Source organism: Vibrio sp. G-C-1 (assembly GCF_021728015.1).
Classification (GTDB): domain Bacteria; phylum Pseudomonadota; class Gammaproteobacteria; order Enterobacterales; family Vibrionaceae; genus Vibrio; species Vibrio splendidus.
In genome coordinates this window covers 114,952-131,334 of sequence record NZ_JAKKCR010000009.1, presented here as the reverse complement: position 1 = coordinate 131,334, position 16,383 = coordinate 114,952, and the positions used below count along the sequence as shown (strand labels likewise).

The window sequence follows — 16,383 nt, the reverse complement described above, 5'->3', positions numbered from 1 at the left end:
ATACTCTCGTTGAAAACGGCGAGATTAGACAATAAAAAAGCCGCTCACCTATTTTAGATGAGCGGCTTTTTGTCATGTGTCTATTCTGAACAGCCTTGCTTTAAAGCGTAATGAGATGAACTCGAATTACGCTTTCTTAAAGATAGAGCTCAGTGATAAAACGTTTTGAATGCGAGTATGGATTGCGGCTTGTTCTTCTTCACTGCGTTGCTCGCCTTTGGTGTTGCCCCATACTGGACCTGGCCACGCGATGTCGTCTTTGAAACGTGCAATATGGTGAATGTGCAGTTGTGGCACCATGTTACCCAGCGCGCCTAGGTTTAACTTGTCTGGTTGGAATGTCGCTTCTAATGCTTGGCTTACCGCTTGAGACTCAAGCAAGAACTGCTGTTGTTCTTTCATTGGCAGATGGTGCAACTCTTTTAGGTTGGCGCGTTTTGGCACCAAGATAACCCAAGGCACTGCGCTGTCTTTGCTTAGCAGTGCCAAGCTTAGTGGAAATTCGCCGATAAGCGTGGTGTCTTTTGCTAACTGTGGGTGAAGTTCAAAGCTCATTATTATTATCCATTTCGATTTCTTGAATTCAGTATACGTTAGATAAAACAAAAGGTTGATGCTCTCACATCAACCTTTCTATTTATTCATTGTAACCCGAAGGGAATTACATGCGCTCTAGAGTTTCGATACCTAGAAGAGACAGACCTTGCTTGATAGTCTTAGCTGTCAGTGCAGCAAGCTTCAGGCGGCTCTGTTTAACGGTTTCATCTTCAGCCACAAGGATAGGGCACGCTTCATAGAAGCTAGAGAATTGACCAGCAAGTTCGAACAGGTAGCTACACATGATGTGCGGTTGACCTTCACGAGCAACAGACTGTACCGCTTCTTCAAATTGTAGAAGTTTCGCGATAAGGGCTTTCTCTTTTTCTTCAGTGATTTTGATTTCACCTTCAAGAGAGTCCATTGAAATGCCTGCTTTAGCAAAGATTGAAGCAACACGAGTGTACGCGTACTGCATGTACGGTGCTGTGTTACCTTCAAATGCCAGCATGTTTTCCCAGTCGAACACGTAATCAGTTGTACGGTGCTTAGAAAGGTCTGCGTATTTAACAGCCGCCATTGCAACTGTGTTCGCGATGGTTTTCTTCTCGTCTTCTGCTAGCTCAGGGTTTTTAGATTCAATCAGCTGAGTTGCACGTACTTCTGCTTCGTCCAGAAGATCAGCAAGACGTACTGTACCGCCTGCACGAGTTTTAAATGGCTTACCATCTTTACCTAGCATCATGCCGAACGCGTGGTGCTCAAGAGAGACAGACTCAGGAACATAACCCGCTTTACGAACGATAGTCCAAGCTTGCATTAGGTGTTGGTGCTGACGAGAGTCAATGAAGTAAAGTACGCGGTCTGCGCCCAGTTCTTCAAAACGGTATTTAGCACAGGCAATATCGGTGGTGGTGTATAGGAAGCCACCGTCACGTTTTTGCACGATAACGCCCATCGGGTCGCCATCTTTGTTTTTGTATTCGTCTAGGAATACAACTTGTGCGCCGTCAGACTCTTTTGCTAGACCTTGTGTTTGTAGGTCAGAAACGATGTTTGAAAGCATATGGTTGTACATACTTTCACCCATTACATCATCACGTGTCAGTGATACGTTCAGGCGATCGTAGTTACGTTGGTTTTGAACCATGGTTACGTCAACTAGCTTTTTCCACATTTCAGCGCAGTATTCGTCGCCGCTTTGCAGTTTCACTACGTAGCCACGTGCTTTCACTGCGAATTCTTCGTCTTCGTCGTAAAGCTTTTTAGATTCACGGTAGAACTGCTCAAGATCTGAAAGTTCCATTGAAACTTCGCCAGTTTCAGCTTGGATGCGCTCAAGGTTTGCGATAAGCATACCGAATTGAGTACCCCAGTCACCAATGTGGTTAGCACGGATAACTTTGTGGCCTAAGAACTCTAATGTACGAACAACAGCATCACCGATGATCGTTGAACGTAGGTGACCAACGTGCATTTCTTTTGCAACGTTCGGTGCTGAGTAGTCAGCAACAATTGTTTGTGCTTCAGCCGCTGTAACACCAAGACGAGAATCAGCCAGTGCTGCGTCTGCTTGTTGTGCTAAGAATGCTTCATCTAGGAAGATGTTTAGGAAACCTGGACCTGCGATTTCAACTTTAGAAGCGATACCGTCTAGGTTTAGAACGTCCAATACTTTTTGAGCAAATTCTCGTGGGTTAGTGCCTAGTCGTTTAGCAACACCCATAACGCCGTTTGCTTGGTAGTCACCAAATTGTGGTTTTGCAGATTGGCGAACAGCCGCAGGAGAGCCTGCAGGTGCGCCAGCGGCTTCTAGAGCCTGAGATACTTTGTCATTAATCAGTGCTTGGATATTCACACGCGTTTCCTTCAATTCAAGGATGAATAAGAGTGGCCGTTATTTCGTGGGTATTAAATTTGGTTAATTATGCTTCGAGTTAACGATTTAATGCCGAAATGAACAACAGACTCTGTTTAAGTTCACAAAAATGGCGTTAATCATACCAATTTTGTGGGGTTTCTTATAGGTCGAATTGATAGAAAATTAACATTTCCTGAGGGGTTTTTGACAATCGACTTTGACCAAGCCAGGTTTGTCTATTTAGGAAAGTAAGACACCGTACTTTTTGAACGTTTTTTTGTAAAAGCAACGCTTGTTGCTGAAAGTAAAACTGATACCATGCAGCCATTATTTGGAGAACAAAGACAATGACGATGAGCCTGAAGCAAGCCGAACTAGAACCACAACAAATGATTGCGCGCCTTGATACGTTTATGGAGAAAATTGAGAACCTAGGAAATGCACTGGGTTTAGATTTAAGCTTTGCTCAAGCGGATCATATTGCATTAAGAATCAATGAAACTGAGCTTGCGAAATCAGCACATCTGGCTTGGTCTGAATATGGCTCTACAATTTCAGAAGCGATGATCAATGGCCGTCCAATTGTGGTGTTGGCTTTCGATGAGCCATTGCAAAGCCTTGGTTGGAAGATTGAGTGCTTAGAGTTGCCATATCCAGCAGAAGGTAAAATTTATCCAAGCCAAGATTGGGAACATGTCGAGTTTGTGATTCCTTCTCACGCGCAAACGGCTGATGATTATCTGGCGGATCTTAAAGAGACTTACCCGCAGTTCGCTGCTAAGTTTGAAACTTTGGCAGAGCAAGGCGTTAAGATAAAACTGTCTAGCCCGAAAGGTGAGGGTGAACGTTTGAATAACCCAACGGTGGCTTTTAAACATCAAGGCATTTGTATTAAGTTGCATCCACACTCTTTGAAGAAGATTGTTGAGTCAGAACAGGCTTAATTTGAGCAGAGAATAGCTGGGGTAGATTTCTGATCTCGCCTAGGCTCGTCGGAATTACGGGGTGTTTGATGGTGTTTGCCAGGTCTATCTTTAGATGCTGACTGAGCGTTCGAGGGCGTATGTCAGAGTCTAAAGTTAGAAGGTTCTTGCCGAATTCGTCATTCCCGATAGCGACGAAGGAGCGTAATCAGGAATCTCTAAAAGCTAGTCTAATAACCAGATACAAAAAAACGCGCAATGGGTTAACCCTGTTGCGCGTTTTTTATTGGGTTCTAACTGGAAGTTTTACCGGAAATCGATATCCGACTTACAGAATCACAGTCTTGTTACCGTAAACAAACACGTGATCATTGATCACTTTGTTTAAAGCCTTACTCAACACGTTCTTCTCTACGTCACGACCGGCTTGAGCCATGTCTTTTGCGCTGAAGTTGTGATCCACTGGAATTACGTCTTGCTTGATGATTGGGCCTTCATCGAGATCGTTTGTCACGAAGTGCGCTGTTGCGCCAATGATTTTTACGCCGCGCTCATAAGCTTGCTGGTATGGTTTAGCACCAATGAATGCTGGCAAGAAGCTGTGGTGAATGTTGATGATTTTGTGGTTGTACTTCTCAACAAACCCCGGAGTCAATACTCGCATGTATTTAGCAAGCACCAGATAGTCCGCCTCGTACTGGTCAATCACTTCAAGCATCTTTTTCTCATGCTCTTCACGGTTTAATCCTTCGTGAGAAACATGATGATAAGGAATATCAAAACGCTCGGTTAAGCTTTGCAGAGTATCGTAGTTGCCAACCACCGCCGCGATTTCGACATCTAAGCTGCCATCAAAGTTCTTCATCAGAATATCGCCAAGGCAATGCGCTTCTTTAGTCACGAGTATCACGACACGCTTACGAGAAGAGCCCATCAGCTTACGTTTTGCATTCTCTGGCAATGCTTGGTCTAAATCGGCAAGCAAGGTTTCGTCATTGAAGTAACCCTCTAGCTCGGTACGCATAAAGAAGTGGCCACTAGTGTTATCGACGAACTCATTGTTGTGAATAATATTGAGTTGGTGCTTATAACAAATGTTGGTGATCTTTGAGATGAGGCCTGGGGCGTCAGTACAATGTGTTAATAAAGTTTTTCTTTCCATTTGCATCTTACTTCCGTGAATGTTGCACTTATTATATGAAATCGGGATTCTTCAAAATTTAATGCAGGCCGTCGAACGGTGAACTGAGCCGCAATATCACCGTTATAATTAATCTATTATCAATTTGGTTTCAACAAAATCTACCGTTCATTTAGGGGATTAATAAATTGAGAGGCTTAATAAATTCAGGTAGAGGTTAGATTTCTGACGGTTTTAACCGACATTCTCGGTCAAGTTCCACTAGAGCGAGCCAACATTTCAGCCATGCATAGGTGATCATTTATGGATAAAGAGTTACTAGCGAAAAAGTTATATTGTAAGCGTGTAAATTCATTAGTTGGTGATGTTCAGGTGGACGGCAACGTTCTTGATGAAATGTGGGAAAGCAAAGCTTCTCCGACTGATGCTGCTACAGCTATGCAACCAAGTGATTCCGGTTTTTCTGGTGCGCCTTGGTTATCTCGTTATTTGAATCGCAAGTAGTTAAACAACCCCTTCATTTGTTTTGGGCTAGGTTGGTTAACAAGACTTAGCCTGCCATGTTCTATTCGATAGACACCTCCGGTGCGCAGTCATTTCTGATTCGCACCGGCTCATTAAACCTGCCATAATTCGCCTTCTATTTTTCTAAATCACGTACTCTATGATATCTAAAACGTTTTCTGCTGATGGTGCTCTGGGTAAAGCGATCCCTGGGTTTCAACCACGACAAGCTCAGTTGGACATGGCTGAAGCGGTCTCACAGGCTATTGAGCAACAAAGCCAATTGGTTGTTGAGGCAGGGACAGGTACCGGTAAGACGTTTGCTTACCTAGTACCGGCGCTGCTGAGTGGCAAGAAAACCATCATTAGTACGGGGTCTAAAAACCTTCAAGAGCAGTTGTTTCATCGTGATTTACCATTAATGGTCGATGCGCTTGGCTTTTATGGTCAGGTTGCTCTGCTGAAAGGTCGTTCAAACTATTTGTGTTTAGATAGGCTCAGTCGCCAGATGATCGAAAGTCATGGCACTCATACCGATCCAACGCTGTTAGCTCAGTTGGTTAAAGTGCGCAGCTGGTCGTCAGCGACTCAAACTGGCGATTTAGGTGATTGCGATGATATTGCTGAAGATAGCCCAGTTATTCCAACCATTACCTCGACTAACGACAACTGCTTAGGCAAAGAATGCCCAAGCTACACTGATTGCTTTGTGCTTAAGGCGCGTAAAAAAGCGATGGACTCCGATGTTGTTGTAGTGAACCACCACTTGTTTCTCGCAGATTTAGCGATCAAAGAAACTGGGTTTGGTGAGCTGATACCTGAAGCCGATGTGTTTATCTTCGATGAAGCGCACCAACTTCCCGATATCGCCAGTCAGTACTTCGGACAATCGGTTTCCAGTCGACAGATCCAAGAGCTAGCCAAAGACATTGAAATCGCTTACCGCACTGAAGCCAAAGACATGCGGCAGCTGCAAAAGGTTGGCGAGAGGCTCATTCAATCAGCCGCCGATTTACGCATTGTGCTCGGCGACACCGGCTTTCGTGGTAACTGGCGTGAAGCATTGAAGTCAGAGTCGATTGCAAGAGAGCTCGTGCGTTTACAAGATGCGTTGCAACTGGCTGTGGATGTATTGAAATTAGCATTGGGTCGAAGCCAGTTATTAGACACGGCTTTTGAACGTGCCACTATGATCAAATCGCGCATTGAACGTGTATGTGACGTGTCGATTACCGGTTATTCTTATTGGTATGACACCACGCCACGACACTTTGCTTTGCACATCACGCCTCTTTCGGTTGCCGATAAATTCCACGAACAAATCGAGCTTAAACCGGGTGCTTGGGTGTTTACTTCAGCAACGCTAGCGGTGTCGGATGATTTCGACCATTTCACCTCTCGACTCGGGTTAAAACCGTCAGCACAGTTTTCACTGCCAAGCCCGTTTGACTATCCAAATCAGGCGCGTTTGTGTGTGCCTCGCTATCTTCCCGAACCAAATAGCCCAGGCTTAGCGGATAAGCTAGTAAGAATGTTGACCCCTGTGATTGAGCAAAACCAAGGTCGCTGTTTCTTTTTGTGCACCTCACACAGCATGATGAAAGAGTTGGGGGAGCGATTCCGTGAAACGCTCTCGGTTCCAGTTCTGCTACAAGGTGAGACAAGTAAGCAAAAAACCTTAGCCGAATTCATGGAATTAGGTAACGCATTGCTGGTGGCCACTGGCGCCTTCTGGGAAGGTATAGATGTTAGGGGCGACGCATTAAGCTGTGTTATCATCGATAAATTGCCCTTTACCGCCCCAGACGACCCGTTACTTAAGGCTCGAATCGAGGACTGTAAGCTAAAAGGGGGTGATCCTTTTGCACAAGTACAGTTACCAGACGCAGTGATTACCTTGAAACAAGGTGTTGGCCGATTAATACGTGATAAACGTGATAATGGCGCTTTAATTATTTGCGATAACCGCTTGGTGACCCGCGATTACGGTGGTGTGTTTTTGGCGAGTTTACCGCCTATCCCACGTACCCGTGACTTAGGGATCATTAAAGAATTCTTAGCTAAAGACCATTCAACCGCTGCTGAGTAATTGGCATTGTTGAGCTTAGCCATTATTTTTAGATTAGATAACGAATATTTGAGACACGAATGAGCGCGAAAATTCTTGCAGTAGATACCGCAACTGAAAACTGTTCAGTTGCACTAGTAATGGGTGACCAGGTGTTCGCACGTAGCGAAGAGGCTCCTCGAGACCATACGAAAAAAATTCTACCTATGGTTGATGAAGTACTGAAAGAAGCGAATGTCGCTTTAACCGATATTGACGCAATCGCGTTTGGCCAAGGCCCAGGCAGTTTCACGGGTGTGCGTATTGGTATCGGTATTGCTCAAGGCTTGGCTTTTGGTGCTGATTTACCGATGATCGGTGTATCTACACTGGCAGCGATGGCGCAAGGCAGCTACCGTAAATTTGGTGAAACTCACGTAGCTACAGCGATTGATGCGCGTATGAGTGAAGTATACTGGGCTCGTTACAGCCGTGAAGATGATGGTCGTTGGACTGCGGTTGATGCGGAATGTGTCACGCCTCCAAGCGAATTAGCTGCGCAGCTTGAAGCGGATTCTGAGACATGGGCAAAAGTCGGCACCGGTTGGGAAGCGTATGCAGAGCACATGGACACACTAGCGATTAACACCAAAGCGTGTGAAGTCCTGTTTCCAGAAGCTCAAGACATGGCGTTCCTTGCTCAATTTGCTTATGCAGAAGGTAAAGCGGTTGCAGCAGAAGAGTCTGAGCCTGTTTATCTTCGAGATAAAGTGACGTGGAAAAAACTGCCAGGTCGAGAATAAATACGTATTATTTTGGCTTTGCATTCACTTTGCAGAGCCAAAATAAAAACAGATACACAATCATTAACATCAGGTAATAAACTCTTTAAGCATGGTTTCAATAAACGGCTTACCTCCTTCTTCGATAGGTAATACATCCAAAACCAATCGAACCAACAAAAAGAACGAGGTAAACAAAGGCGATGCAAAAACCTCAGTTGGTCAGCCAACTAAGGTCGCGAATGCTGTCTCGCATTCGATTCGCCAAGTCAAAGAATCTGAGATTCACAAAGCTCAGGTTCAATATGATCTTCCAGAAGGGCGTGGACGACGTGCGATGGAAGAGTATATGGACGTGATGAATCAAGCTAAAAAAGAGGAACTTGCGAAGCTTATTGGGGTCGATATTTATATCTAGCTTTGTGCTTTCATTTATCCTTTTCTAAGGACCAGCATTATGTTTTCTCTCATTTCTAAATCTCGCTTATTTTTCCTTGTCGCCTTCTCTTCGATGGTGATGGGTTGCTCATCTCTACCAGAAGAACTTAATGCAAACTCTGAACAGGTGGTAACTGACTACCAAGAGTGGGTAAACACGGTGCCAGACGCTGGTGACGTTCGTTTAGGTGGTGTGATAGCTAAAGTCACTAACTTACAAGATAAGACTCGTGTTGAAGTGGTTAACTTACCTATCTCAAGCAGCGGTAAGCCAGATATTGATGCCGAGCCAAAAGGGCGTTTTGTTGGTTACATTGATGGTTACGTAGAACCTTTGAGCTTTGCTGAAGGCCGTTTAATCACCTTGGTTGGAACATCAAATGGCACTGAAGATGGCACCGTTGGTGATTATCCTTATACCTTCCCAGTAATGAATGTCTACAACCAACGTTTATGGCAGATCACCGAGCGAGTGGTCATCAACGATTTGGCGCCAACCTATTACTCTTGCCGCAGTTTGCATTGTCGCAGCTTTCAAACCATGCCTAAGTCAGGCCGTGTGATTCAAGATGTGGAATAGTTGAACCTGAAATCGACACACTAAACGATAGGGACACCATACAATCAATGATTGAAAAGTCATATTCCCTTGCGAGCGGGACGCTTGCAACACAACAGATTGGCAACCCGAAAACGACCGCAACGACGGTCGTTTTTATTCATGGTTGGCTAGATAATTCTGCAAGTTTCACTCAGGTTATGCCGCAAATAGCCAAGCTTTCTCCAGATACTCACCTCGTTGCTATTGATCTCTTCGGACACGGTTTCTCGTCGCATAAACCGGGCAGTTATTACCCATTTCACGACTATATTGATGATTTGCATCAGTTGGTGACTAAATTATCGCCAAACAGACTGGTACTGGTAGGACATTCACTTGGTGCATTGATCGCAAGTTGTTATAGTGCCGCCTTTCCTGAAAAGGTGTCAGGATTAATCCAAATTGAAGGTCACGGACCTCTTTCAGAAGCTCCCCACGAAACAGTCTCTCGTTTGAGGGATGGGGTACTCAGTCGTCTTCGACAGCGAAGAAAGCCTTCACGTCCTCTGGCAAGTCTTGAGGATGCTATTAAGCTGAGAGCTCACGCCAATCAAATCAAAGCAGAACTCATTGCTCCTATTGTTGAACGAGGAATCGTTGAGCTAAGTAATGTTGATCGGACTGTTGTTACTCAAGCTGCTTTTGATCAAGCGACTGTAGATCAAGTTGCTCTTAGTCAAGCGACTGTAGATCAAGGTATTGCCGAGTTCGATAACTCTTGGCAATGGCGATGCGACCCTAACCTAAAATGTGACTCGTTATATCGAATGTCACAAGCGCATGCTGAAGCGATCATGGCGGCTATTGAATGCCCTCAATTAATAGTTTTAGGAAATGATGGATTCCGACATTTGCAGCATAATCGCTACAAATCAGCCCATAGTTCTCTGAATATAGAGACTGTTCCTGGCGGACATCATTGCCATTTAGAGAGCCCAGAGCTAGTTTCAGAGCTAATTCTTGGTGTAGTTAACAAAATTTAAACAAGTGTTTGAGCCTTTTAGTGCTCATGCACTAAAGCTGTGCTGTAATACCGCAATGATAAAAAGCGGCGAAGCAGTCGTCAGCTGATAAACGAGGAGTAACATAGTGGACAAACCTTGGCTTTCACGTTATCCAAGTGACGTACCAGAGACGATCAACCCAGATCAGTACCCATCTCTTATTGAAATGTTCGAACAGTCAGTACAGAAGTACGCAGACCAACCGGCATTCGAGAACATGGGGTCTATCATGACATTCCGTAAGCTTGAAGAGCGCAGTCGTGCTTTTGCTGCTTACCTGCAGAATGATCTAAAACTGAAGAAAGGCGATCGTGTCGCGCTGATGATGCCAAACCTGCTGCAATACCCAATTGCACTCTTTGGTGTACTGCGTGCAGGTATGATTGCAGTGAACGTCAACCCACTGTACACGCCTCGTGAACTTGAACATCAATTGAATGACTCTGGCGCAAAGGCGATTGTTATCGTTTCTAACTTTGCGAGCACGCTAGAAAAAGTCGTTGATAAAACACCGGTTAAACACGTTGTACTAACCAGCCTTGGGCAAATGCTGCCAAGAGCAAAAGGTACGATTGTCGACTTCGTAGTGAAATACGTAAAAGGCATGGTGCCTAAGTACGATCTGCCGGGTGCTATCTCATTTCGAAAAGCACTGCATAAAGGCCGTCGCCTGCAGTATGTGAAGCCATTTATGGCTGGCGATGACATCGCATTCCTACAGTACACGGGTGGTACAACGGGCGTAGCGAAAGGCGCAATCCTAACGCACCGCAATATGATTGCGAACGTACTGCAAGCGAAAGGGGCATATAGCCCGGTACTGCAAGAAGGCCGTGAATTGGTGGTAACGGCATTGCCGCTTTACCATGTGTTTGCTCTTACCGTGAACTGCTTACTGTTTGTTGAGATGGGTGGCCGTAACCTTCTGATTACTAACCCTCGTGACATTCCTGGCTTTATTAAAGAGCTGCAAAAGGTTCCGTTTACCGCGATTACTGGCGTAAACACCTTGTTCAATGCGTTAGTGAATAACGAAGATTTCCACGAGTTGGACTTCAGTAACATGCGTTTATCTGTTGGCGGTGGTATGGCGGTTCAACGCGCTGTTGCTGAGCAATGGAAGAAAGCGACAGGTGTCCACCTACTTGAAGGCTATGGTTTAACCGAATGTGCTCCTTTGGTCACGGGTAACCCATATGATCTGAAAGACTACACAGGTGCAATCGGCCTACCAGTACCTTCAACAGAAGTTCGTATTGTTGATGATGAAGGTAAAGTGGTTGGCAATGACCAAGTGGGTGAATTGCAGGTTCGTGGTCCTCAAGTGATGCAAGGCTACTGGCAGCGTCCAGAAGCGACCAAAGAAGTGATCGACCAAGACGGTTGGTTATCGACTGGTGATATCGTTAAGTTTGATGACGAAGGCTTGCTGTACATCGTAGACCGTAAGAAAGACATGATTCTTGTGTCAGGATTCAACGTTTACCCGAACGAGATTGAAGATGTTGTGGCTCTGCATGGCAAAGTGTTAGAAGTTGCGGCTATCGGCCAACCTCATGAGGTGTCTGGTGAGCTGGTTAAGATTTACGTTGTGAAACGTGACCCTAGCCTAACCAAAGAAGACATTATCGCGCACTGTCGTGAACACCTAACTGGCTACAAGATCCCTAAATTGATTGAGTTCCGTGAAGAACTACCAAAAACCAATGTAGGTAAAATCTTGCGCCGAGTGCTTCGTGAAGAAAACGACGCAGAGCTTGCCAAACGCGCAAGCGAGTAATGCACGGGTTTGCGAGAAATTAGCCCCCGAAACCATTCAGGCGCTTAATCTAAGCGAGCGCTGAAAAATGGTGTTAGAATGCCGACAGTTAATGTCGGCATTTTTGTATCCGGCGATCAAAGTAAAATCAGTGAGAGTTTTTGTGGATTATCAAATCATTACCCAAGTGAAAGACCTTGAGCGAGTTTGCCAACAAGCACGTGAAGCCGATGTTGTTATGCTTGATACAGAGTTCGTTCGTACAAGAACCTATTACCCTCAATTAGGCTTAATTCAGTTATTTGATGGTGAAACGCTGTCACTGATTGATCCTATTGCTCTTGATGAAATGACCCCGTTTGTTGGGCTGTTGAAAGACACTTCAGTACTGAAAGTGTTACATGCGTGTGGCGAAGATCTAGAAGTATTCCAGAACGCATTTGGCTGTACGCCAACACCAATGGTTGATACGCAGATCATGGCAGCCTTCTTAGGTCATGGTCTTTCAACTGGCTTTGCGGCTCTAGTTTCTGAGTTTGTAGGTGTTGACCTAGATAAGAGTGAATCTCGAACCGACTGGCTAGCGCGTCCGCTTTCTCAAAAGCAACTCGACTACGCAGCAGCAGACGTTCACTACTTGATGCCAATGTACAACAAGCTTCTAGAAAAAGTGATGGAAGCGGGCTGGTGGGAAGCGGCGCAACAAGAGTCTGATTTACAAGTGGCTAAGCGCATCCGCAAAGCAAACCCAGATAACGCTTACCTTGATATTAAAGGCGCGTGGCAGCTAAAGCCTCAGCAGCTAGCTATTTTAAGACCGCTAGCAACTTGGCGTTTAAAAGAAGCGATTAAGCGTGACTTAGCGCTGAACTTTGTCTTTAAAGAGCAAGACTTATGGGCAGTAGCGCGTTTCGCGATGAAAGATCCTAAGCATATGGAGCAGGAAGGGTTTGATTACCGTTCTGTGCGTCGCCATGGTGCGAAGATCAGCTCAATCGTGAAATTAGCTGAGCATACGCCAGAAGAAGAGTACCCAGCGCCAGTAGAACGTCTAATGGACTACCCAGGTTACAAGCAACTCTTCAAAGTGTTGAAAGATGAAGTGAAAACAGCATCGCAACACAGTGGCTTAGCGACTGAGTTTTTGGCATCGAAGAAGCAACTTAATCAAGTGTTAAGCTGGATTTGGAAGTACGATCGTAATCCAGAGAAGCTGCCTGATGTAATGCAAGGTTGGCGCCTAGACGTGGTTGGTGAGAAGCTAAATAAAGCAATCAAATAACCTTATATCTTCAGTAAGCAACGAATGCTGCAGAGATAAAAGTTTCAGACACAAAAAAGAGAGCCTAGGCTCTCTTTTTTATTGAGTATTGATAAGCACAGCTCAGGCTCTAGTTATCGATCTTCTTCTGGAAGCTTAACGTTCAGCTCTAATACGGAGATGTCGTCATCTTTGTGTTCGAAAGTCAGATCAACCATTGATGGATCGACTTCCACATACTTCGCAATACACTTCAAGATGTCTTCTTTCAGTTGCGGTAAGTATGATGGTGCAGGGTCGTCATGGCTGCGTCGCTCGGCAACAATGATCTGCAAACGCTCTTTGGCTAGGTTTGCGGTTGTCTTTTTCTGTGGTCTAAAAAACTCTAATAATGACATTGCGTATTAGCCCCCGAACAGTCTTTTGAAGATGCCTTTCTTCTGTTCCGTTAAGAAACGGAAGTCCACTTGGCTACCCAGTAGTCGCTCTACAGTATCATTGTAAGCCATACCTGCGTCGGTTGCTTCGTCAAAGATAACTGGCACACCCTTGTTCGATGCGTTCAGTACTGCCTGGCTCTCTGGAATCACGCCCAGTAGAGAGATGTGCAGGATTTCTTCAACGTCTTCCACACTGAGCATCTCACCTTGAGTTACGCGTGCTGGATTGTAGCGAGTCAGTAGAAGGTGTGTTTTCACTGGCTCTAAGCCGTCTTCTGAACGACGAGATTTAGAGTCAAGAATACCTAGAATACGGTCTGAGTCGCGTACAGAAGAGACTTCAGGGTTAGTCGTCACAATCGCTTCATCAGCGAAATACAACGCCATCAGAGCGCCTTGCTCGATACCCGCAGGAGAATCACAGATGATGAAATCAAAGCCCATTTCATCCAATTCATCAAACACACGACGAACGCCATCTTTTGTTAGTGCGTCTTTATCACGAGTTTGAGAAGCAGGAAGAATGAACAGGTTCTCTGTACGCTTGTCTTTGATCATCGCTTGGTTCAGCGTCGCTTCACCATTGATAACATTAACGAAGTCGTACACAACACGACGCTCACAACCCATGATTAAATCTAGGTTACGCAGACCGATATCAAAGTCGATGACTGCGGTTTTCTTCCCTTTTAAAGCCAGACCCGAGGCAATAGCTGCACTGGAGGTCGTTTTGCCTACCCCGCCTTTACCCGATGTTACAACGATAATGCGTGCCATTCTGTTTTCCTTTTATTTCTCTTATATTGCGAGGACATCAACGTGTAATACATCGTTTGCCATACTGAACATGGTTTTCTTCTGCCAGTACTCGCTTTCAATTTGATCGCTGAGCCAGTAATTTCCTGCAATGGATACCAGCTCGGCTTGTAAATCATTACAAATTATTTTTGCTTCAGTTTGACCACTTGCACCTGCAATTGCACGGCCACGTAAAGTGCCATGAATGTGGATGCTGCCATCGGCAATTACTTCTGCGCCCGCGCTTACGTGGCTAAGAATCAGCAAATCACCGTCTTTGGCATACACTTGCTGACCAGAACGTATCGGGGTTCTCACCACTTTTATCGGGGCCATCTTCGCCGGAGCTTGAGAAGGTGATTTACTTGCTGTCATCACGGCAAAACCTGCATCTCTGGCTAAGTTTTGCATGCGTTTATCTGAACAGCCTGCCACACCAACCGGGATCATGCCCGCTTGAGATATACCATTTTTCAGTTGCACGAAATCTATATCGCCCGCGACTTTGCTAATGTTGATAACAACAGGCGCAGCTGCGAAAAAAGTGGGTGCCTGGTCTACCTTCTCTTGAAGAAAAGACACTGCATTTTCGACTTGATCATCGGATAAGTGCAAAACAGATAGCGTGAAACTGCTACCTTTTAGATCTGGGTTACTAGACATCGAAAAACTACAGGACCTCAATAGCGGATTGGTACAATTTCTTTATCAATAAAATAAAGGGCATTGCCTGAAACTAGGTTTATCATGTTATATTCCCAAACCAAGCACAGCAAGTAATCTTGTTGTCAAATGAACGTTTTGTTCCCAATATTTCCCTAACATAAACTATTGATCTCGCAAGTGAGAGTTTTGTAGTCATAAACATTTAAAAAAGGTTTGTCATGCTGTGTTCTATATATAAAAGTTCAAAGAAAGAAGGAACATACCTTTATATCCCTAAGAAGGATGATTTTTCACAAGTTCCTGACGCATTGATGCAAATGTTTGGTAAACCTAGTTTTGTAATGGTAATTAAAATGGACGGCCGTAAACTGGCTCAAGTGAACATCGATAAAGTGAGAGAATCACTGAACACCGATGGTTTCTTTTTGCAGGTTCCGCCACCACCAGTTAACGAACTTGAGCTTCATAAAGAGCGTAAAGCTCAAAAAAAAGGTCAAGACGAAGAGTGATAGCCACCTCAATTCAAGGAGGAGTGATCGTTGAGTAAATTTTCGAAAACCATATTGGCTGTGTCGGCATTACTATTGGGTAATAGCCTGACCATTGGCTCAGTTCAAGCTGAAGAGCTTAGCTTTGAGCAATATGTAGAAAAACTAAAGCAACAAGGTCGTGAAGAAGGTATTTCTGAAGCGATCATTGATGAAGCTTTTGATGGTGTGACGTTTAAGCCAAGAGCGGTAAAAGCCGACAAAAACCAACCTGAAAAGAAACTGACTCTGGATGAATACATTCCACGTGCGGTTCCTGACTGGAAAGTGAAGCAGGCGAGATCACTCTATAAGAAACACTACACAGCGTTAAAGCGTATTGGTGATGAATATGGTGTTCAACCAAGATTCATTGTCGCTCTGTGGGGTGTAGAGAGTAATTTTGGTAAGTTCACGGGGAATTACAGTGTTATTGATGCTCTAACAACCATGGCTTATGAAGGTCGCAGAGAAGCCTTCTTCCGTAGCGAAGCGATGGCGGCATTGAAGATTCTTGATCAAGGCCATATTGCACCAAAAGAGATGAAAGGCTCTTGGGCTGGCGCGATGGGGCAACCTCAGTTTATGCCAAGCTCATTCTTAGCTTACGCCGCTGATGGCAGTGGTGATGGCAAGAAAGATATTTGGGGTACCGAAGAAGACGTGTTTGCTTCGGCGGCGAATTATCTCAGTCAATCGGGTTGGGATGACAAATATACTTGGGGGCGTCAGGTTCACGTTCCATCAACCGTGTCTATTGAGATGCAAGGTCGAGACGAAGACAAAGCGAAATACCTAAAAGAGTGGTCTGAACTCGGTATTAAGCGTTATGACGATCGCCTACTGCCTACACTTGATGAAGACATCAAAGCTTGGTTGATAATGCCGGACGATGAAACGGGTCGTTCGTACCTCATTTACAACAACTACAATGTGTTAATGAAGTGGAATCGTTCTTACTACTTTGCTTTGGCTGTCAGCCACCTAGCAGACAGAATTAAGTTTGATTAATTGACCTAATTTGATTAATAGACTTAATCTGAGTAATAGAACTAGGTCGCTTTGAATAGCATTTAGCCTACTATAGGCAGAAC

The 16,383-nt window shown here is 44.8% G+C and carries 17 protein-coding genes; 11 read left to right on the top strand and 6 right to left on the bottom strand.

Features of this window, described 5'->3' with window-relative positions; all coding sequences use genetic code 11:
* Positions 1-126: 126 nt before the first annotated feature.
* Both L3V36_RS14640 and argS read right to left on the bottom strand, forming a co-directional pair.
* Positions 127-555, bottom strand: coding sequence for an HIT domain-containing protein (locus L3V36_RS14640; RefSeq protein ID WP_004734200.1), 429 nt, complete (start codon positions 553-555; stop codon positions 127-129).
* 106 nt (positions 556-661) lie between these two features.
* The gene (gene argS / locus L3V36_RS14635) at positions 662-2,395 is read right to left on the bottom strand and encodes an arginine--tRNA ligase (RefSeq protein ID WP_017088029.1); all 1,734 of its coding nucleotides are present in this window, start codon (positions 2,393-2,395) and stop codon (positions 662-664) included.
* Positions 2,396-2,745: 350 nt separating this feature from the next.
* Here argS and L3V36_RS14630 point away from each other — a divergent pair, with 350 nt between their 5' ends.
* On the top strand, positions 2,746-3,342 hold the full coding sequence (locus L3V36_RS14630; RefSeq protein WP_208774940.1) for a VOC family protein: 597 nt from the start codon (positions 2,746-2,748) through the stop codon (positions 3,340-3,342).
* A gap of 307 nt (positions 3,343-3,649) precedes the next feature.
* Here L3V36_RS14630 and purU read toward each other — a convergent pair whose 3' ends face one another.
* Positions 3,650-4,483, bottom strand: a complete 834-nt coding sequence (purU, locus tag L3V36_RS14625; protein WP_017093523.1) for a formyltetrahydrofolate deformylase — start codon at positions 4,481-4,483, stop codon at positions 3,650-3,652.
* A gap of 282 nt (positions 4,484-4,765) precedes the next feature.
* Here purU and L3V36_RS14620 point away from each other — a divergent pair, with 282 nt between their 5' ends.
* From L3V36_RS14620 to rnd, 8 genes are all read left to right on the top strand, one after another.
* On the top strand, positions 4,766-4,966 hold the full coding sequence (locus L3V36_RS14620; RefSeq protein WP_208774942.1) for a hypothetical protein: 201 nt from the start codon (positions 4,766-4,768) through the stop codon (positions 4,964-4,966).
* 160 nt (positions 4,967-5,126) lie between these two features.
* Positions 5,127-7,055: an ATP-dependent DNA helicase gene (locus L3V36_RS14615; protein ID WP_017079482.1), complete on the top strand. Its 1,929-nt coding sequence runs from the start codon at positions 5,127-5,129 to the stop codon at positions 7,053-7,055.
* Between the two features lie 59 nt (positions 7,056-7,114).
* Entirely contained in the window at positions 7,115-7,816 is a 702-nt protein-coding gene (gene tsaB / locus L3V36_RS14610) for a tRNA (adenosine(37)-N6)-threonylcarbamoyltransferase complex dimerization subunit type 1 TsaB (RefSeq protein WP_004734194.1), read from the top strand.
* A 91-nt stretch (positions 7,817-7,907) separates the two neighbouring features.
* Positions 7,908-8,213: a chromosome partitioning protein ParA gene (locus L3V36_RS14605; RefSeq protein WP_208774944.1), complete on the top strand. Its 306-nt coding sequence runs from the start codon at positions 7,908-7,910 to the stop codon at positions 8,211-8,213.
* Between the two features lie 39 nt (positions 8,214-8,252).
* On the top strand, positions 8,253-8,813 hold the full coding sequence (locus L3V36_RS14600) for a Slp family lipoprotein (protein WP_208774946.1): 561 nt from the start codon (positions 8,253-8,255) through the stop codon (positions 8,811-8,813).
* A gap of 47 nt (positions 8,814-8,860) precedes the next feature.
* The gene (locus L3V36_RS14595; RefSeq protein ID WP_102459147.1) at positions 8,861-9,817 is read left to right on the top strand and encodes an alpha/beta hydrolase; all 957 of its coding nucleotides are present in this window, start codon (positions 8,861-8,863) and stop codon (positions 9,815-9,817) included.
* Positions 9,818-9,923: 106 nt separating this feature from the next.
* Complete coding sequence (gene fadD / locus L3V36_RS14590) at positions 9,924-11,618, top strand: long-chain-fatty-acid--CoA ligase FadD (protein WP_004734190.1); 1,695 nt, start codon at positions 9,924-9,926, stop codon at positions 11,616-11,618.
* A gap of 142 nt (positions 11,619-11,760) precedes the next feature.
* Entirely contained in the window at positions 11,761-12,879 is a 1,119-nt protein-coding gene (gene rnd, locus L3V36_RS14585; protein WP_032500282.1) for a ribonuclease D, read from the top strand.
* A gap of 113 nt (positions 12,880-12,992) precedes the next feature.
* Here rnd and minE read toward each other — a convergent pair whose 3' ends face one another.
* The 3 genes from minE to minC are packed head-to-tail and all read right to left on the bottom strand — an operon-like array spanning position 12,993 to position 14,759.
* Positions 12,993-13,256 carry a cell division topological specificity factor MinE gene (gene minE, locus L3V36_RS14580; protein WP_010436847.1) on the bottom strand — a complete coding sequence of 88 codons (264 nt, stop codon included), beginning with the start codon at positions 13,254-13,256 and terminating at the stop codon, positions 12,993-12,995.
* Positions 13,257-13,262: 6 nt separating this feature from the next.
* Positions 13,263-14,075 carry a septum site-determining protein MinD gene (minD, locus tag L3V36_RS14575; protein WP_009848498.1) on the bottom strand — a complete coding sequence of 271 codons (813 nt, stop codon included), beginning with the start codon at positions 14,073-14,075 and terminating at the stop codon, positions 13,263-13,265.
* A 21-nt stretch (positions 14,076-14,096) separates the two neighbouring features.
* Positions 14,097-14,759: a septum site-determining protein MinC gene (gene minC / locus L3V36_RS14570; RefSeq protein WP_017084080.1), complete on the bottom strand. Its 663-nt coding sequence runs from the start codon at positions 14,757-14,759 to the stop codon at positions 14,097-14,099.
* A gap of 221 nt (positions 14,760-14,980) precedes the next feature.
* Here minC and L3V36_RS14565 point away from each other — a divergent pair, with 221 nt between their 5' ends.
* Entirely contained in the window at positions 14,981-15,271 is a 291-nt protein-coding gene (locus L3V36_RS14565; RefSeq protein ID WP_017084079.1) for a YcgL domain-containing protein, read from the top strand.
* 30 nt (positions 15,272-15,301) lie between these two features.
* The gene (locus tag L3V36_RS14560) at positions 15,302-16,300 is read left to right on the top strand and encodes a lytic murein transglycosylase (protein ID WP_208774947.1); all 999 of its coding nucleotides are present in this window, start codon (positions 15,302-15,304) and stop codon (positions 16,298-16,300) included.
* Positions 16,301-16,383 lie beyond the last annotated feature (83 nt).